Consider the following 18,285-nt stretch of genomic DNA (forward strand, 5'->3'; position numbering starts at 1 on the left):
ATACAGTTTGCCCGTTCAGGACGGCAAAAAACGGCCCTGTCCCCTGCCGGGATCAGAGCCGCCTTTTTGATTTTCTTCACTATTTCGCCAGCAATGCGTCCGCCAGCGCTTTCATCTCTTCCTCGTTCTCTTCCGTCATCGTAGAGCGGATCGTAACCATCGGATCCGCAATCCGGATATTTTTCATACCTTCAAAATAGGAGCGCATCTGCTTTCCTGCCATAGGCGCCCAGGAACCGTTTTCCACAATGCCCACTTTACGGTTCTGAAAATTCTTGATTTTCAGATGATACAGAAAATCCTCCATGCACGGGAACAGATTTGCGTCGTATGTACAGCATGCCGTTACCAGCGTATCATAACGGTAAGCGCTTGCCACTGCTTCCGCCATGTCGTCTCTGGCCAGATCAAAGAAAACTACATTTTTCGCTCCCTTTTCTCTCAGAATCTCCACGAAACGCTGCATGGCCTTCCGGGTATTTCCATGGATGGACGCGCACGCCACTACAACTCCTTCTTCTTCCGGCTCGTAAGAAGACCACTTCAGATATTTGTCAATGTAGAATCCAAGATTCTCTTTCAGGACCGGTCCGTGCAGCGGGCAGATCATGGCGATATCCAGCGTGGCTGCCTTTTTCAGAAGAGCCTGTACCTGTGGCCCGTATTTTCCTACGATATTGATAAAATATCTCCGGGCTTCATCCGTCCACTCTTCCTCAGCGTCCATGGCTCCGAACTTTCCAAAGCCGTCTGCGGCAAACAGGATCTTCTCAGAAGATTCATATTCCACCATCACTTCCGGCCAGTGTACCATAGGAGCCATCACAAAATGCAGGGTATGGCTGCCCAATTCCAGACTGTCTCCTTCGCCCACAGTCACGGTACGGCCGGTCAGGTCAAAGTTGAAAAACTGCGGCAGCATGGCGAACACTTTCGCATTGCTGACCAGCTTCATAGCGGGATATCTCTCCGCGATCCTCTGTATACTCCCCGCATGGTCCGGCTCCAGATGGCTGATCACCAGATAATCCGGTCCCTTCCCATCCAGCACACGTTCCACATTCTGCATCCACTCTTCCATCGCGCGCGGGTCCACTGTATCCATGACCGCGATCTTTTCATCCATGATCACATATGAATTGTAAGTCACACCGTTCGGTACGCGGTACTGACTCTCGAACAGGTCGATGTCCCGGTCATCGCATCCCACATACAAAACAGAATCTGTTACTGTCACTTCTTTCATCTTTCATCCTCCATAATCTTTCCAAGCTCTTCCGCGTTCAGGATCCAGACCGTTTTCCCTTCGATCCGGATCAGTCCCTGTTTCTGCATCTCCATCATGGTACGGGACAGGGACGGACGGGTCACGCCCAGATAATCTGCCAGTTCCTCGCGGTTCATGTCCATCACCGCTTTTTTCCCGTCCTCGCTCACCTCCAGAATCCAGAGAGCAATTTTCTGCTTCAGGGTCGTGTTGGTGACGATGTGCAGTTTTTTTGTCATCTGCAGATTGTTCTTGGCCTGAATATCCAGCAGATTCCGGATAATCATCTTGTGGTGTTCGCAGACATTCGAGCAGAATCCATAGATAAACTGAAAAGGAAGTATCAATACTCTGGACGGCTTTACCGCCACCGCCTCGTACCAATAGCAGCCGCTGGATTCGGACGGACAGCTGGCCCCGAACACTTCCAGCTCATTCACCTGAAAAAGCAGATTTCTCTTGCCGGAAGGCAGATTCTTGACCACCTGCACTTTTCCCTCCAGCAGCAGATATAAATTCTTTGGTTTATCGTCCTCTCCGAAAATAATGCTTCCCGCGTTATAATCCCGGTACCTTGCCTTTGCGCAGTTCAGCATCCGTTCCGCCTCTTCCCCGGTGATCCGGGCAAACAGCGGACTTTCCAGATATTTCTCCATGGTTCATCCTCTAACTTAAATACGGAAAAATGGCTGCCGCATCGTCACTGACCATTCTGCGACAGCCTCCCGTCTTGTTATTCTTCCGGTGCGAACTCCTCTTTGCCTACTCCGCAGACCGGACATACCCAGTCATCCGGAAGATCCTCGAAAGCAGTTCCCGGAGCAATTCCTCCCTCCGGATCGCCAACTTCCGGATCATATACATAACCGCACGGTTCGCATACATATTTCTTCATTGTCTCATTACCTCCAGTTATTCATTTTATTCTTGTTATAGCATATCCCTTTTTGGCAGATTATACCGTAACATTTGTTACATTTTTAAAAATTCTCTCAAAATCTTTGAAACACTTTCGCAAGTATGGGATGCGCACGCCCTGACCTCCGGTTTTGCGGATTCCACCGCATAACTGTTCGACACCAGTTTCAGCATGGATATATCATTCTGGTTGTCTCCAAATACCATAACCTCTTCCGGAGAGATTCCCTGTCTCTCCATAACGAACTCTAGCGCTTTTCCCTTTCCGGACCCTTCCATGATCATATCGAGCCATCCGTTGCCTGCCGTGACAAAATCCGCCTGTGCCCCATATTTTTCCCGCAAAAACGACTGAATAAAAGATACGTTTTTATCAAAATCATGAATATACACAGAGGCCTTGACGATCTGATCGTCAATCGAAGCCGGATCTTCAAAACGTTCGGTGGCATTTTTCAGCACATTTTCGATCTGATCCGCAAACCAGTCTGTTCTTGGCCGGATATAACAGGCTCTCACTCCTGACAGACAGATCTCCGTCTCCGGAAAACGAATCATGTCCTCCGCCACGCTCACCATCAGTTTCCGCGGAAGTTCATCAACAAAAATTACCTGCTCCTTTTCGGTGACAATCGCTCCATTTTCACTGATAAATCCCATACGATCCGCATAACCGTCAAAAAGCCTGCGCATATTGGCATACTGCCGTCCGCTGGCCGCATAAAACAGATATCCCTGCTCCAGGAGTTTCTCCAGTTCGCCCCAGAAATCCGGGTCGATCGTCTGCGTCCCTTCCGGAATCAAAGTCCCGTCCAGATCACTGGCTATCAATTTTATCATCTGCTATCTCCTCTGCCTCTATCATATTGCGGATTTCCTGCATCCGCTGGTCTACTCCGCTGATCACGTCCGCACATTTTCTCAGTTCTTCCGCGATCATCTCCGGATTCGCCACATTTTTCTTATATTTCAGCTTATGGTCCACGCTCGCCCAGAAGTCCATGGCGATAGTGCGGAATTGTACTTCCACCCGCATATTTTTTTTCTGATCCGATAAAAAAATCGGGATCTGGATAATCAGATGCAGACTCCGGTATCCGTTGGGTTTGGGATTTTTAATGTAGTCCTTGACTTCCAGCACCTTCAGGTCATCCTGGGCAGACAACATATCTGCCAGATAATAAATATCTTCTACAAAAGAACAGATCACCCGGATCCCAGCCACATCCGATAACTTCTCTTCGATATTTTCCACCGTCAGTTCAAAGCCTTTCCGGCGCATCTTCTCAATGATGCTCAAAGGTTCTTTTACACGGCTTTCAATAGACTCAAACGGATTTCTCTCATGCCGGAGGGAGAATTCGTCATTCAGCACATTCAGCTTGGTCTCTATCTCCCGGATCGCGCAGCGGTATTCCATCATCAGATACATAAATGTCTGGAGTTCCCCAAGTATCGTGGCCTGCTGCCTGTCCTCCAAATAGTTCTTCAGGGCTTCTGCATCCATTCTGCTTCCTCTGATCCATATATCTTTCTCGTTCATGTCTTTTGTGTTTCAATTTCCTCCTGCATAGTATTTCCGGTACAGATTTTCTCTACGGTCTTCCTTTGTCGGAAAACTGCTCCGATACCGTTCCACATCGCAATCCATTTCATAACATAACAAAACTTCTTCCGGACATCCGTCAGGAATACTGATCTTCTTTCCTGCCGGCAGAAATGAGCCATCCGGTCTGTAGATTCCGGAATCCCCTGAATAATACTGCTTTTCCATCCGTCCCGCACAGTTAACCCCTGCCACATACACCTGATTTTCTATCGCCCTGGCACGCAGCAGACAGTCCCAATGCTCCCTCCGGGACGCGGGCCAGTTTGCCGGCACCAGGATCAGATCCGCCTGCCGGGACAGTATCTGAAACGGTTCCGGAAAACGCAGATCATAACAGATCTGTACTCCGATCCGAAAATCCCCAAACCTGCAGACAGGAATCTCTGTTCCCCCCTGAAACATCTGTGTTTCTCCGCCATACCGAAAAGGATGCAGTTTGGCATAATCCAACAGTGTTCCTTCCTGCGATACAAGAGAATAATGATTTTCGCACCGTTCTCCGGCGTCTTTTACCCAGCCGATTCCCACTGCCATCCCATATTTATCCGCCAGCTCCCGGGCAAGCCCTATCGTCTCTCCCTGTTCTTTCGTATACTCTGTACGCATGGAAAAACCGGTCAGGCTCATCTCCGGAAGCAGAAAAAGATCTGTCCTTTCATTCTGCAAAAGGTTCATACACTGTTCCACTTTCCGGAGGCTTCCCTCTCTGTCTTCCCAGCATATCTGTATCTGCCCCAGCCCTATCTTCATCCGCCGATCCCCACCTTATACACAGCTTCTTTCTATTTTACATGATAATGCACGGTTTGTCGATGAAGATTCTTTCCCTTTTGCAAATTTTATGATATACTTGCAATATTGGCGCAGCAACGCCAGATCAGAATCGTTAAACTGGAGGAATATGAATGGAAAATTTATACATACCTGAAAATTACCATTCCGATCTGTCCCTTTATGACACGCAGATCGCGATCAAGACTGTCAAAGATTTCTTTCAGCAGACGCTGTCGGAACGTCTCTATCTGCTCCGCGTATCCGCTCCCCTTTTCGTGACGCCGGAATCCGGCCTGAACGACAATCTGAACGGAGTGGAGCGTCCGGTCACTTTCGGAGTAAAAGAGCAGAATGACCGTCCGGTCGAAATCGTGCACTCTCTTGCCAAATGGAAACGCTACGCGCTGAAACAGTACGGGTTCCATATCGGCGAGGGACTCTATACAGATATGAACGCGATCCGCAGAGATGAAATCACAGACAATATTCATTCTATATATGTGGATCAGTGGGACTGGGAAAAAATCATTCTGAAAAAAGACCGGAATATTACATTTCTGAAAGATACTGTCCGGGAAATCTATAAGGTCCTGAAAAAAACAGAGAAATATATGGCTATCCGGTACGATTACATTGAAGAGATCCTTCCTAAAGAGATTTTCTTCATCACAACTCAGGAGCTTCTGGATCTCTATCCTAATCTCTCTCCCAAGGAAAGAGAAGACCGGATCGCACGGGAAAAAGGCGCCGTCTTCCTGATGGAGATCGGCGACAAGCTCACAAACGGCGAACCCCACGACGGACGCGCTCCGGATTACGACGACTGGCACCTGAACGGTGACATCATCGTATGGTACCCTGTATTAAACCGTTCCCTGGAGCTGTCTTCTATGGGAATCCGCGTAGATGAAGAAGCTCTGCAGCGCCAGCTTACCCTGGCAGGCTGTGAAGAACGCTCCGAACTGCCGTTCCAGAAAGCGATCCTGGAAAAACAGCTGCCATATACCATAGGCGGCGGTATCGGGCAGTCCCGTATCTGCATGTTTTTCCTGCGGAAAGCTCATATCGGAGAAGTACAGTCGTCCATCTGGCCGGATCAGATCCGCGAGACGGCTCTTCAGAATCAAATCGTACTGCTGTAAAGAAGGTGTAATCATGAGAGAAAGGCTGACCAAAAAGGACGTAGAAAAGATCCAGCAGGAAATCGACCACCGAAAACTGGTCGTCCGCCCGGAAGCCATCGAAGCAGTAAAAGAAGCCCGCGCCCAGGGTGACCTGAGCGAAAATTTTGAATACTACGCAGCAAAAAGAGACAAAAACCAGAACGAAAGCCGTATCCGTTACCTGGAGCGGATGCTGAAAACCGCAGTGATCGTAGAGGACCACACCGCCTCTGACGAAGTGGGCCTCAATAAGACCGTCACCGTCTATATTGAAGAAGACGACGAATGCGAAACTTACAAGATTGTTACCAGCATCCGGGGCAACTCCATGAAGAACCTGATCAGCATCGAGTCCCCTCTTGGGAAAGCCCTGCTGCACCACAGAACAGGCGACCGCGTCACCATACCTGTCAGTGATGATTACAGTTATGATGTGGTGATCCGGGAAATCAAAGACACTGCGGATGATGAAAATGATGATATCCGCGGTTTTTAATGGTGGGAGTAGGCATCAGCCGAAAGAAAATGCTCAGGACCGTCCTGCAGACGCAGGACGGTTCTCTTTCTTTGACAAATCCCAATGCCAACTTATTAATCAAGAGTACATGAGGAAAACCCTCAGATACTGAATCTGCTCAACTCAATTCCCCTGCTCCTCTGGCAGCATCTGTATCGTCATCTCATGAGTGTCTACTTCCATAATTCCTTTAACCATAGTTCCGCTGACAGCCGCGCCGCAGGCCGCTTCTTCTTTAAAATCCGCCAGAATAAGCTCCGCCCCGAACATGCCGCTGCAGATCTCCTGAAGTACCGGATTCATCCGCAGCCCGTTGCCGGACGCCACAAGACGCTCCGCCTTCAGATCTGTCCCTTCCCGCATCAGGCAATACATGTCGTACAATTCCCGCGTCATTCCTTCCAGTACGCCGAAGGTCAGGCTTTCCGGAGTAAAATTATCCTCGCCGATATTTGTAATGCTTCCGCGAAGTCCGGGTTCTGCCCGTGTTCCGTTAAAAGCAGTGCAGACTTTCAGACGATCCGCGCCTTTCATTCCTCTTTCCGCCAATTCCGCCATCACAGCATATTGGGAGGCTTCTTCCATGCCTGCCGTTTTTGCATAGCTTCTGAAGAAATGCTCCAGCACCGCATAGGCCCGTCCGCCGCACAGAGAAGCTCCTACAAGCAGATACTTCCCTTTCACAAAGGGGCGCGCTTCTATCCCCTGCGCTTCGAAATACCGATCCGAAAGCGCCGAGATCTGACCGCCTGTCCCCATGTTCAGCAAAAGTATATTCTTATGTATTCCTACGGAGCCCAGGAAGCTGGCCTGATTATCTCCCAGTGCCGCCGTAACAGGGATCCCCTGATATCTGCCCAGCTCTGTGAAATCTTCCGTTATCTCCGGGAGAATGGACGGATCTATCCCCATCTCTTTCATGGCGTCTTTGCGAAAACCGCCTCTTTGGACGTCAAAGAACCCAAGACTTGCCGCGTTGCTTATATGTACCAGGGGATACTTTCTTCCTGTCAGAACCATTCCCAGATAATCCCCTATCGTACACAAAGACACTGCTTCCTGCGGAACCAGACCGTTTCTCAGATTATAGAGATGGCTGATCAGTCCATAGCCGGAAGCAATAAACACTCCTGTCTTGTCCATCACTTGTTCCGTCAAAGGTTTGTGCCCATCTGACGAGAGATTTCCTCTCCCGTCCTGCCAGGTATAGAGAGGACTTACATGTCTCCCGTTCCGGTTCAGATATACGATTCCATGCATCTGCCCGGTCAGGCCGATCACGTCTGCTTCCGGACAGCATGCCAGAAGCTCCTTTACAAGGTCCTCTGCTTTGTCAAGAATCACATCCACGTCCTGGATCCGTTCCCATTCATGCTCCGTTTTTATAAAGCTTCCATTCTGCACCGTCCTGGCTTCAAGCACCTGCCTTTTCTCTGTATCCAGGACTATACCGCTGATGGTAGTCGTTCCAATATCGATTCCTATCGCTTTCATAGTGATCCAAACCTCTTTTATAATTCTTTCAGAAATATCTTCAACGCCTCTCCTTCAACGCCTTCAAAAGATATGCCATATTCTGCCCGAGCACGCGCATGGTCTCCAACCCTTCCGCATCCTTCAGGGCATCGCCCGGCATCTGCCCATAGGCCAGAGGCCAATAACACGAGCCCACCACAAACATCTCCTGCAGCAAGAAGAAATGGTTCATGGCATCCAGTGCGCTCACTGCGCCGCCCCGGCGGGCCGCTGTAACGGCTGCTCCCACCTTATGGCGGAACAGGCCGGCGTCCCGGTTCATGTCTGTTACTACCGAGGCCCGTTCCAGAAAAACCTGCATATTGGCAGACAGATTCGCCGTATATACCGGGGAACCGAGAATGATTCCATCTGCTTCCTTCATCTTATCGAAAATCTCCCTGAAATTATCTTTGCGGTGGACGCAGTTTTCCTGACCTCCGCAGGCCCAGCAGGCCTTGCAGGGCTCCACGACCTGCCCGGCGAGCTGGATCATCTCCGTTTCAATACCTTCTTTATTCAGTTCTTCAAATACCCGGTTAATCAGGATGGCAGTATTTCCGTCCCTCCGGGCGCTGCTGTTGACTGCTAAAACTTTCATTGTGTTCGTGTGTGTTCAACAGTTTCTTCAAAGAAAGCTGGGGATAGTAGACGTGAGACTCTACCTGATCTACCGCCGGGATAACTCCGCAGGAACGGATAAATGCCTGATATTTTCGCGCATCAAAGTTAGAAACACCAATAGCGCGAATTTTTCCTGCCTGATATGCCTCTTTAAACGCCTCATACATTTCCATCGCGTTATCATAAGGCTCGTGGATCAAAAGCAGATCAATATAATCCGTCTGTAATTCATTCAAAGATTTCTCAATACCGGCTTTTGCCTTCTGGTAGCTGGCGCTGGACCGGTACAGTTTCGTGGTGAGAAAAATATCCTGCCGTGGCAGACCGCTCTCCCGAACAGCTTTGCCTACCATCTCCTCATTATCATACATCTGTGCTGTATCAATCAGCCGATATCCCAGCTCCAAGCATCCTGAATACACCTCTTGCCTTTCTCACCCCGCACATCCCATGTGCCAAAGCCAACCATCGGCATTTGTACGCCGTTATTCAATGTCAAATTATTCATTGCAGTTTTCCTCCCGCTTATCAGTTTTCTGATCGCCTCCATGCTGATTATATATCCAGCCGTGAGAAATGTAAAATATCCAAAATTATTTCCAGATATTCTTCACGCAAATAACTGTTCATGATAAACTGAACACGAGGAGGTCTGTCTATGGAATTACGGGTTTTACGATATTTTTTAGAAGTTGCAAGGGAGGAAAACGTGACTCATGCTGCACAGCGGCTGCATGTTTCTCAACCTACACTTTCACGGCAGATTAAGGAATTAGAGGATGAGTTGGGGAAAAAGCTTTTTGCCCGAAGCAACTACAGCATTAAGCTGACGGAAGAAGGGATGCTTCTGCGAAAAAGGGCAGAAGATATTCTGGAAATGGCGGATAAAACGCTTGAGGAATTTAAGTCGCTTGACGAAATCAACGGCGGAGATATACATATCGGATGTGCGGAGTCCAACGGAATTGCTCATGTAATCCGTGTAATCAAATCTTTGCAGAAAAAGTATCCCCGTATCCGTTACCACTTTTACAGCAGCGGTACAGATGCTGTAAGTGAACGGCTGGATCGGGGCCTGTTGGACGTTGCCGTCATCATTCAGGAAGTAGATTTAAGCAAGTATAATTACTTGAAGGTGCCTTCTTCAGACCGCTGGGGGCTTATCATGAGGAAGGACTCTCCGCTCGCAGAACATTCCTGTATACACCTGAATGACTTGATGAATATTCCGCTGATTCTTTCCCGGCAGGCAATGCGGGAAGAAATGCCGCGCTGGTTCGGTGAAACACAGGATAAACTGAATATCGTTGCGACCTATGACCTGCTTTTTAATACTTCTGTCATGGTGCGGGAAGGCTTTGGATATGTTCTCGGATTCGACGGCCTTGTCAATACAGGCCCGGACAGCGATATCTGCTTCCAACCTTTGGAACCGGCGCTTGAATCACCCATGTATATCATCTGGAAAAAATATCAAATGTTTACTCCTGTGGCCTCGCTGCTTCTGGAAGAACTGAAAAGGGATTTTGGATCTCTTTAAATATGGGCCTCGATACGCTGTACATATAGTACGGCGTCCCAGGCCCATTATAATCAATATTTCCTACGCCCGCTTCCACCTGAGCGTCACTTTGAAAAGATCTCCGTCCGTCTCCACCTTGCATTCTCCATTCTGCAGTTCCGTGAAACTCTGCACGATGGCAAGGCCCAGGCCGCTGCCTTCGGTATTCCGGGACAGATCTCCGCGCACGAACCGTTCCGTGATCTCGTCCGGAGAGAAATTCATCTCTACCGCGGACATGTTTTTAAATGTTACAGTCACTTCTCCATCCTGGTCTTTCAGGTCAATGTAGACTCTGGAATGGGGCATAGAGTATTTCAGGCAGTTCTGAAGCAGGTTGTCGATGATCCGGTAAGTTCTCTGGGGATCCAGGGAAAGGATGCACTTCTCATCCGGCAGGTTCCACCGGATATCCAGCGTGCTCTCCGCGATCTTGTCTTCATTCTCCAGATGCACCTGTTTGATCAGATTCACCAGATCCACATCCGTGAAATTCATCGTGATATTATTGGTAGTCGCCTTGCTCACTTCGAAAAGATCTTCTATCAGGACTTTAAGTCTCTGGGATTTCCGATCCAGCGTATCCACATATTCTCTGCGCTCTTCCTCTGTCAGATCTTCCTTTTTCAGCAGATCCACGTATGTGATAATCGCGGTAAGCGGCGTCTTCAGGTCATGGGATACATTGGTGATCAGCTCTGTCTTCATATTGCGGCTTCTGACCTCTTCATCCACTGCCTTGCGGAATCCTGCCTGAATAGCCGAAAGCTGATCCCGGATGGGATTCAAAAGACCCATATCCTCGTCCGTCGGAGTATTCAGGTCGCCGTCGGCAATGGCGCTGGTCGCGTGCAGCAGCTTCCGGTAATCGTCCTGGATCTCCCCGCATTTTTTCTTGATCAGTACATAAAGCACAGCGGAATAAATGATCGCTCCGGCGACTCCTCCGATCCATATACAGCAGAGGGCGATCACGATCACTCCGTTTAACCCCACCAGCTTCCAGATATTTTTGGTCAGATTCTCATCCAGTTTAATATCCGTCGCCCAGTGATACAGGCGCATCCACTGCTTTTTCAGCCAGCGCCAGAGCGCCACGCAGAGCATCCGTTCTTTCAGCGTGCGGATTGGGTGCGTCAAATAAGGCAGGAGGGACGCCGCCAGCCAGTACCAGCAGAAGGCGTAGCAGAACCAGGACAGCCAGATCAGCCCGGTCGCCGTGTTCGCCACCGCCGATTCTCCGATCCCGGCGCTGAGCAAATTATCTGTCAGACTGCTGGATAATGTATAATATCCAAATTCTGTGAGCATCACCGACATGGACACTGCAAATCCCGATACGCCTATACACGCCACCACTTCGGTCGGCAGGCAGAACAGGCGGTTTCTCCGAAGTCCCAGCACCGGTATATTCTGCAGCACCAGCGCCGCCGCAATCATGACCACCGTCAGCGCCAATACGCCTACTATGTAGCCGCTGTGCTCATACGCCTGATGTTCGATCCAGTAATCATTATAACCGGTGCCATAGTTTGAAATCGTATGGACGCCGAATGCAAAAGTAGCGTTCTGGATCTGAGGCCGGGGAATCTGCATCAGCAGTTCGTCCCCCTGATAAGGATCCACGTCCACAGCCACTGTTGCTTCCTCTGACGAGGTAGCGACGGTCTCCTCCGTATATTCCTCTGTATAGACGGTCTCCGTATATTCGTCCTCCGTATAGTAATCCCCGTCGTAGAGACCGTTGTCTTCCATCAGATCCGCCATGGTCCCTTCCTGCAGATAATAAAGGAGCTCTGCCTCATCCATTTCCAGATTCCAGGAATCCCGCACGCTGGGCACGCCCCTGCTGTCGTAGGAGATGACCAGGCCGGCTTCGTAATACTGTTTTACAAACTCCCCTTCATCATAGATCGCGTCCGACAGATTCCCGTCCGTTCCATACTCACGGTCCACAGACACGCCATAGCTGTAATAATCGTTCATACTCTGAACCATCGTGTACTGATTGCGCATGTTCCGCATCAGCCTGCTGGCCGCATCCTGGAGACTGACAATCTCATCTTCCGTCAATTCGTTTGTATTGCTTCTCTGGGTAAAATACTGGTATGCGTCCATATCCGGCGTCGTCTCATAATTCATATAGTAGACCGCGGAACGAACATAACGCATAAACTCATCGTCCGCCGAAAACACCGGAGCATGCTCATCCGATTCCTGCAGAGACTCCTGTGCCTCCGTTATATTTTTCTGCGCCTTTTCTCTAAAATACGGATACACGGCGCACATGGCCGCAGCCGCCAGCGCGGCGCACAAAATCACGGCCAGAATACCTTTTCCACTACTGTTTTTCCATTTTATAGCCAACACCCCACACCACCTTTAAATATTTTGGATTCTTGGGATTGATCTCGATCTTCTCACGGATATTCCTCACATGGACCATGATCGTGTCGGAATTTACCGCTTTTTCATTCCAGACCCGTTCATAGATCTCATCCGCGGAAAATACCCTGCCCGGATGTTTCATGAGCAGAAGAAGAATCCGGTACTCCATGGGCGTCACCTTCACCGGGACGCCGTCCACGCGAAGCTCCACCTTCTCTTCATCCAGTTCCAGACCGCCAATCCTGTATATGTGTCCTTCATCGTTGTTTCCGTTTTTCAGTTTCTCCAGATATCGGCTGTAGCGCCGGAGCTGGGAGTTTACCCTCGCCAGCAGTTCCAGCGGGGTAAAGGGTTTCGTCACATAGTCGTCCGCCCCCATATTCAGCCCCAGGATCTTATCCACCTCTTCTGACTTGGCAGAGAGCATGATAACCGGAAAATCATAGTCCTTCCTCATCTCCATTACCATCTGGATCCCGTCCTTGCGGGGCATCATCACGTCCACAATCGCCAGATGGATTTCTTCCCGGTAGATAATCTCCAGTCCTTCGATCCCGTCCGCGGCTTTGTATACTTCGTAACCCTGGCTCTTCAGATAAATCTCGATCCCGTCCCGGATCTCTTTGTCATCTTCCACAACCAGCACATGATATTTCTCCATAATCCTCTCTCATCCTGCCTTTCATAAGGCGCCGCTCCTCCCTTCCGTCTTTCATCTGACGAAGTCATTGTAGCGCCTGAATCTTAAAAACAAATGCAGGTATTTCTAAAGAAAAACTAAAGAAAACCTGCATATCATTCTATACGTCTGTCCGGTGGACTTCAAATACATCTTCTTCCAGCCTGTCCACCCGCAGGACAAAATCAAATCTATCCACTTCCGTGCACATCCAGTAATCCGCTTCCGGAAACACCTGATTTTCCGGGTCGAAAAAACGCTGCACCGTGGGATCCTTCCGAAGCGTCTCCAGCTCTTTTCTCATATCAGGCTCCTGTCCTTCCAGGATTCCTTTGATATACCGTCCGCAGAGCACATCCTCCGGAGCGTCTTCCAGGCCTTCCAGGCCCATGCAGACCAGCGATACTTTCTCATATCCCTTTTTCCGGATGTAGCGCGCCACTGCCCTCGCGTTTACCAGGCTTCCGGTCAGAATCTCATCCGCATGAAGCGCGTTCGCCACCCCCTGGGTCCCCGCGCTGGTGGTATGCACGATTGTCTTTCCACGCAGATCCGCATGCTCTGTCTGGGACGGAGAATTGCCGTAGTCAAATCCCGGCAGAATCACCCCATGGCGCTCCCCTGCCAGAAGATACTCCGGATGTTCCTCTCTCAGAGCATATGCGCGTTCCTTGGATCCCACCGGAAGGATTCGTCCCGCTCCCCTCGCCATCAGGTAGCATTCCAGGGAAAAAGCACGGAACACATCGATGACGACCGTCAGCCCTTCTGCTTTTTTCGCTCCTTCGATCATATGTAAAATCTGTACGTCCATAGACATCTCCTCCGTAAAGCAGCCTCTTCCGCCGCGCATAATCCCGGTTCTTCCGGCGCATACTGGCAGGGAAAGGAGGCGTTTCCATGTCTGAACACCATACCGCGCCCAGACAAAAAAAGTCCGTCCGAAAGGCAGCGGACAACATCTCCGGACTGAACTCCTGCTCTGCGCAGGACTGTACCGGACTGATCCCCACCGGTCTGGACAATGAGGCGGAACTGGAAGCCTATCAGGAACTTTATTCTTTCCTTCCGGAACCGCCCGAAGATTAGTTTCCGATCCCTGCGGGACTCCCGTATGCCCGCAGGGACCGTCTTATCTCATCTGCTCTTCAATCTCTGTCTCGGTGGCCTTCATGGCGCTCAGCGTCATATCGAGGAGACGGTCCAGCTCCCAGCCGAGCTGTTCCGCTCCGGTACGTATGATATCCCTGGAGCATCCCGCAGCAAACCTCTTGTCTTTGAATTTCTTTTTCAGGCTGGACAATTCCATATCGGTGCAGCTCCTGGAGGGACGCATCCTGGCCGCCGCGCCGATCAGACCCGTCAGCTCATCCGCAGCGAACAATACTTTTTCCATCTCATGCTCCGGCTTCATGTCGCTGCAGATCCCATATCCATGGCTGCAGACTGCATGCACCAGAGCGTCCTCCGCATCAATCTCCGCCAGCAGTTCCGGCGCTTTCCGGCAGTGCTCTTCCGGATATTTTTCATAGTCCACATCATGGAGAAGCCCGCAGAGTCCCCAGAAATCTTCATCTCCGTATCCCAGTTCTTTCGCATACCAGCGCATCACCGCTTCCACCGTCAGCGCATGCTGGATGTGAAACGGCTCCTGATTATATTTTTTCAGCAGAGCAAGCGCCTGCTCCCTCGTCACTTTCGTCTCCATATGCATTCTCCTTCTTTCTTCTGTCAGCCGATCCCCAGTACCGCCGGAAGTATCCAGGCGCCGATCACATAATACAGCAGCAGATGCGCCGGGTAAAACCAGTAAAACAGCCATCTGGGCTGACGGCCTCTTTCTCCATTATATCTCCAGATCAGCAGAAATGCCAGCGGAGCCGTAAGCTCCCACAAGCAGCACGCGGCTCCCACGATGCACTGCCATTTCCGATTGTCCCGCAGCAGGTACAGAATTCCGATAAACAGCACGCCGAACGCTCCGTAATCTGTGTGAAGAAATTCCGCCAGCACGGCTCCTGCCGCCAGGATCAGCACCTTCAAGGCTGTGCTCGTCCCGTACCTGCGGACCGCCAGCATCGCCAGAAGTCCGATCAGCAGCGTGAAAAATACATTCTGGTACTGCCAGTCAGGCACCTGATTCCACAGCGCCAGATCAAACGGGATTTCGCTGACCAGGGCAAAAATCCCCAGACGCACCGCATATTTCTTCACATCATGGGTGTGGCAGAATCCTTCCACAAGCAGAAAACAGAAGATCGGAAACGCCGGCCGGCCGATCATCCGGAGTACGCCGTCCACTGCGAAAATCGTTTCCCACTGTTCCGCAAAATGGTATCCCATCGGAGATCTTCCCCAGATATTCAGCACAAAATTCTCCAGAATACCCGCCCCGATATGATCAATGGCCATCAGGATGATCGCCGCCCATTTCAGCGCGCTTTCTGTGATTCCAGTCCTAGTTTTCATATTTTTCCGCAATTTCTCCCTGTCTCTTGTAGATGGATCTTTCCGGCACTACGCCGCGCACAGAAGACAGCGGATAAATATTGCTCTCCCGGCCTACCACCGTGCCCGGGTTCAGAATAGAGCCGCAGCCCACTTCCACATTGTCGCCCACCATAGCGCCGAACTTTTTGATTCCGGTCTCAATATCTCCTTCCGGCGTGTGTACCTTCACCAGTTTTTTATCAGATTTTACATTAGAGGTGATGGAACCGGCTCCCATATGCGCTTTATAACCCAGGATAGAATCTCCCACATAATTGTAATGAGGCACCTGCACCTTATTGAACAGGACCACATTTTTCAGCTCCGTGGAATTGCCCACCACAGCGCCTTCCCCCACCAGGGCGTTGCCGCGGATGAAGGCGCAGTGGCGTACTTCCGCATCCTTTCCGATGATGGCCGGTCCATGGATATAGGCCGTCGGCGCTACTTTCGCGGATCGGGCCACCCACACATCTTCGCCTCTTTTTTCATATTCCTCCGGATCAAGAGTTTCCCCAAGCTTCAGGATAAACGCTCCGATCTTCGGCAGCGCTTCCCAGGGATAGGTCAGCCCTTCAAAAAGATCCGCCGCAATCGTCTCATTCAGGTCATACAGGTCATGAATCGTTATCTTGCTCATGTGTCAGTCTCCTTTTTGGTTGTTTTCTTATAATAAACGGCGGCCGCCTCAAAATACGGCCTCATGGCAAAATGCTGCCTGCTGTGCAGCACCTGCTCCGTTTTGCTTCTCACAAAATGTTCCAGTTTTCCCATGTACTCATCCGAAGTGATCTCCCCGTTCGCCACATAAGTCAACCCTTTTTCCCAGCTGGCTGTGAGTTCCGGATTCAGAAGCGACCGGATGGATACGTTTACCACGTCAAAGATATTTTCCCCCAGAAGGGTAGGCGTAATGATCTGTGTCTTTTTGTTCAAAGCTATGTATTTATTATTGACCAGTTTTTTCAGGATCTCCGCCCGCGTGGCGCTGGTGCCGATCCCGCTTCCCTTGATCTGGGCCCGAAGATCCTCGTCCTCGATCAGCTGTCCTGCGTTCTCCATGGCCAGAATCATGGAACCGGAGTTGTAGCGCTTCGGCGGAGAAGTCTCTCCTTCCTTGATCTTCGCTCCTTTCACCGGGAGCGCCGTACCTTTCCTAAGCTTCATAAGCGCTTCCAGCATCGTGGCATCACAGCCGGTCTCTTCTTCCTTATCATCGCCGTCTTTTTTCTTCTTTTCATTCATATTCGGCGTAACCTTCAGATATCCTTCCTCCTGCAGCGCCCGGAAACTGGAGAAAAATTTCTCTGTTCCCATCTGCGTAGTCAACGCCACCTTCTGGTAGACTGCCGGAGGATAAAAAACGGCGAGAAAGCGCCGGACAATCGTTTCGTACACCTGTCCTGCCGTACCGCTGAGACTTTTCAGCGCCCCGAGCCCCTGTCCCGTGGGAATAATCGCATAATGGTCGGTGATCTGCTTATCGTTGGTGTAACGGCTTTTTCCGATGGACTTGTAACTTTCTTTCTCCAGAATCTCCCGGACATATTCCGCCGCCGGACCGTACTGGGCAAGGCCGCTTATGTTTTTCCGGATCTCCTTGGCCACTGCACTGGAAAGCACCCTGGCGTCCGTCCTGGGATAAGTCACCAGTTTCTTCTCATACAGTTCCTGCACAATCCTCAGGGTCTCATCCGGACTGATCTTGAATCTCCGTGAGCACTCGTTCTGAAGTTCTGCAAGATTGAAAAGCAGAGGCGCATATCTCGTCTCCTTCTTTTTCTCCGCAGAAACCACACTCGCCTCCCTGGGGCGGATCTCTTTCAGCCTGCGGATCAGCTCCTCCGCATCTTCCTTCTTTTTAAATCCGTTTTCTTTGTACAGGAGCGGAGACTGATAATACGCGCTTCCCTCCACCGCGCGCCATTCACCATCAAAAGTTTTTCCCGCCAGTTCCTGGGACAGAAGCACCCGGTAAAACGGCGTCTTCACAAAGTTTCGGATCTCCCGCTCCCTGCGCACCACCATACCCAGGACGCAGGTCATAACCCGGCCCACGGAAATCACCGTGTATTTGGTATTTTGAAAGCTGGATATCGCACGCCCGTACTGCAGCGTCAAAAGCCTGGAAAAGTTGATCCCCATCAGATAATCTTCTTTGGCGCGCAGATACGCGGAAGCCGACAGGTTGTCATATTCCGACAGATCCTTCGCTTCCCGGATGCCCCTCAGAATCTCTTCTTCCGTCTGGGAATCGATCCATACCCGGCGGCGCTGTTTTCCTTTTACACCCGCCATCTGCTCCACCAGACGGTAAATGTACTCTCCCTCCCGCCCGGAGTCGGTGCACACAAAGATACAGTCCACGTCCTGACGGTTCAGAAGCCCGCTGACGATCTGATACTGCTTTTTCACGCCGTCAATCACTTCATATTTCCATTCTTTGGGCAGAAACGGCAGCGTATCCAGCGACCATTTCTTATATTTTTCGTCGTACGCTTCCGGATAACTCATGGTTACCAGATGTCCCACGCACCAGGTTACAATCGCTTCCTCCGATTCCAGATAACCGTCCTGCCTTCTCACCCCCAGCTTCAGCGCCTTCGCAAATTCCTGCGCCACGCTGGGTTTTTCCGCAATATATAAAGATTTACCCATGTTGCTCTCTTTCTTCTCCGTTCACCCTGACAATTCTAGCACATTTGTGGTATAATGTCCACGTTCCAATTCGCCATGCGGAAACGGGAGCGGATGTAGTTCCCCCGTCCGCTTTTCGGACA

Annotated in this window: 21 protein-coding genes; 4 read left to right on the plus strand and 17 right to left on the minus strand. The window is 50.5% G+C overall.

Translation table 11 applies throughout. From position 1 onward, the window contains the following. Positions 1–79 precede the first annotated feature (79 nt). The 6 genes from B5F29_RS09045 to B5F29_RS09070 all read right to left on the minus strand — a co-directional run bounded on the left by B5F29_RS09045 (position 80) and on the right by B5F29_RS09070 (position 4,544). Positions 80–1,246 (minus strand): FprA family A-type flavoprotein, encoded by a 1,167-nt coding sequence (locus B5F29_RS09045; RefSeq protein WP_087154297.1) that lies wholly within the window; start codon positions 1,244–1,246, stop codon positions 80–82. Continuing rightward, positions 1,243–1,923 carry a Crp/Fnr family transcriptional regulator gene (locus B5F29_RS09050; protein WP_087154298.1) on the minus strand — a complete coding sequence of 227 codons (681 nt, stop codon included), beginning with the start codon at positions 1,921–1,923 and terminating at the stop codon, positions 1,243–1,245. Before B5F29_RS09050 ends, B5F29_RS09045 begins: the two co-directional genes overlap by 4 nt. A gap of 77 nt (positions 1,924–2,000) precedes the next feature. Next, the gene (rd, locus tag B5F29_RS09055) at positions 2,001–2,162 is read right to left on the minus strand and encodes a rubredoxin (RefSeq protein WP_087154299.1); all 162 of its coding nucleotides are present in this window, start codon (positions 2,160–2,162) and stop codon (positions 2,001–2,003) included. A 77-nt stretch (positions 2,163–2,239) separates the two neighbouring features. Continuing rightward, positions 2,240–3,025: an HAD-IIB family hydrolase gene (locus B5F29_RS09060; RefSeq protein WP_087154300.1), complete on the minus strand. Its 786-nt coding sequence runs from the start codon at positions 3,023–3,025 to the stop codon at positions 2,240–2,242. After that, positions 3,003–3,692, minus strand: coding sequence for a GTP pyrophosphokinase (locus B5F29_RS09065; protein WP_087154340.1), 690 nt, complete (start codon positions 3,690–3,692; stop codon positions 3,003–3,005). Before B5F29_RS09065 ends, B5F29_RS09060 begins: the two co-directional genes overlap by 23 nt. Positions 3,693–3,740: 48 nt before the next feature. Continuing rightward, positions 3,741–4,544, minus strand: a complete 804-nt coding sequence (locus B5F29_RS09070) for a nitrilase-related carbon-nitrogen hydrolase (protein ID WP_087154301.1) — start codon at positions 4,542–4,544, stop codon at positions 3,741–3,743. A gap of 155 nt (positions 4,545–4,699) precedes the next feature. Between B5F29_RS09070 and asnA the strand changes: the two genes are divergently transcribed. After that, positions 4,700–5,710, plus strand: coding sequence for an aspartate--ammonia ligase (gene asnA / locus B5F29_RS09075; protein WP_087154302.1), 1,011 nt, complete (start codon positions 4,700–4,702; stop codon positions 5,708–5,710). 13 nt (positions 5,711–5,723) lie between these two features. Further along, positions 5,724–6,227, plus strand: coding sequence for a transcription elongation factor GreA (greA, locus tag B5F29_RS09080; protein WP_087154303.1), 504 nt, complete (start codon positions 5,724–5,726; stop codon positions 6,225–6,227). A 144-nt stretch (positions 6,228–6,371) separates the two neighbouring features. On the opposite strand, the gene B5F29_RS09085 is transcribed toward greA, so the two are convergent. The 4 genes from B5F29_RS09085 to B5F29_RS16965 are packed head-to-tail and all read right to left on the minus strand — an operon-like array spanning position 6,372 to position 8,895. Next, entirely contained in the window at positions 6,372–7,742 is a 1,371-nt protein-coding gene (locus tag B5F29_RS09085) for a sedoheptulokinase (protein WP_087154304.1), read from the minus strand. A 40-nt stretch (positions 7,743–7,782) separates the two neighbouring features. Beyond that, a complete protein-coding gene (locus tag B5F29_RS09090) occupies positions 7,783–8,364 on the minus strand; it encodes a flavodoxin family protein (RefSeq protein ID WP_087154305.1) in 582 nt (193 codons plus the stop codon). After that, positions 8,303–8,794, minus strand: coding sequence for an aldo/keto reductase (locus tag B5F29_RS09095; RefSeq protein WP_087154306.1), 492 nt, complete (start codon positions 8,792–8,794; stop codon positions 8,303–8,305). The genes B5F29_RS09090 and B5F29_RS09095 overlap by 62 nt, the downstream gene beginning before the upstream one ends. Continuing rightward, positions 8,773–8,895 carry a hypothetical protein gene (locus B5F29_RS16965; protein ID WP_275532927.1) on the minus strand — a complete coding sequence of 41 codons (123 nt, stop codon included), beginning with the start codon at positions 8,893–8,895 and terminating at the stop codon, positions 8,773–8,775. The genes B5F29_RS09095 and B5F29_RS16965 overlap by 22 nt, the downstream gene beginning before the upstream one ends. Before the next feature lie 150 nt (positions 8,896–9,045). Here B5F29_RS16965 and B5F29_RS09100 point away from each other — a divergent pair, with 150 nt between their 5' ends. Continuing rightward, a complete protein-coding gene (locus tag B5F29_RS09100; RefSeq protein WP_087154307.1) occupies positions 9,046–9,927 on the plus strand; it encodes a LysR family transcriptional regulator in 882 nt (293 codons plus the stop codon). Between the two features lie 63 nt (positions 9,928–9,990). Here B5F29_RS09100 and B5F29_RS09105 read toward each other — a convergent pair whose 3' ends face one another. The 3 genes from B5F29_RS09105 to B5F29_RS09115 all read right to left on the minus strand — a co-directional run bounded on the left by B5F29_RS09105 (position 9,991) and on the right by B5F29_RS09115 (position 13,829). Continuing rightward, entirely contained in the window at positions 9,991–12,315 is a 2,325-nt protein-coding gene (locus B5F29_RS09105) for a sensor histidine kinase (RefSeq protein ID WP_242955620.1), read from the minus strand. Then, positions 12,290–12,997, minus strand: a complete 708-nt coding sequence (locus B5F29_RS09110; RefSeq protein ID WP_087154308.1) for a response regulator transcription factor — start codon at positions 12,995–12,997, stop codon at positions 12,290–12,292. The genes B5F29_RS09105 and B5F29_RS09110 overlap by 26 nt, the downstream gene beginning before the upstream one ends. A gap of 139 nt (positions 12,998–13,136) precedes the next feature. Beyond that, entirely contained in the window at positions 13,137–13,829 is a 693-nt protein-coding gene (locus tag B5F29_RS09115; RefSeq protein ID WP_087154342.1) for a 2-phosphosulfolactate phosphatase, read from the minus strand. A gap of 86 nt (positions 13,830–13,915) precedes the next feature. Between B5F29_RS09115 and B5F29_RS09120 the strand changes: the two genes are divergently transcribed. Then, positions 13,916–14,104: a hypothetical protein gene (locus tag B5F29_RS09120; RefSeq protein WP_087154309.1), complete on the plus strand. Its 189-nt coding sequence runs from the start codon at positions 13,916–13,918 to the stop codon at positions 14,102–14,104. 43 nt (positions 14,105–14,147) lie between these two features. Here the strand turns inward: B5F29_RS09120 and B5F29_RS09125 are convergent, their stop codons facing one another. The 4 genes from B5F29_RS09125 to B5F29_RS09140 are packed head-to-tail and all read right to left on the minus strand — an operon-like array spanning position 14,148 to position 18,163. Further along, positions 14,148–14,723 (minus strand): HDIG domain-containing metalloprotein, encoded by a 576-nt coding sequence (locus B5F29_RS09125; protein ID WP_087154310.1) that lies wholly within the window; start codon positions 14,721–14,723, stop codon positions 14,148–14,150. Positions 14,724–14,746: 23 nt separating this feature from the next. Further along, positions 14,747–15,484, minus strand: coding sequence for a TraX family protein (locus B5F29_RS09130; protein ID WP_087154311.1), 738 nt, complete (start codon positions 15,482–15,484; stop codon positions 14,747–14,749). Next, complete coding sequence (locus B5F29_RS09135; protein ID WP_087154312.1) at positions 15,474–16,145, minus strand: acyltransferase; 672 nt, start codon at positions 16,143–16,145, stop codon at positions 15,474–15,476. Before B5F29_RS09135 ends, B5F29_RS09130 begins: the two co-directional genes overlap by 11 nt. Next, a complete protein-coding gene (locus tag B5F29_RS09140; RefSeq protein WP_087154313.1) occupies positions 16,142–18,163 on the minus strand; it encodes a DNA topoisomerase in 2,022 nt (673 codons plus the stop codon). The genes B5F29_RS09135 and B5F29_RS09140 overlap by 4 nt, the downstream gene beginning before the upstream one ends. Between the last annotated feature and the right edge of the window lie 122 nt (positions 18,164–18,285).

Source organism: Lachnoclostridium sp. An196, assembly GCF_002160135.1.
GTDB lineage: Bacteria > Bacillota > Clostridia > Lachnospirales > Lachnospiraceae > Hominiventricola > Hominiventricola avistercoris.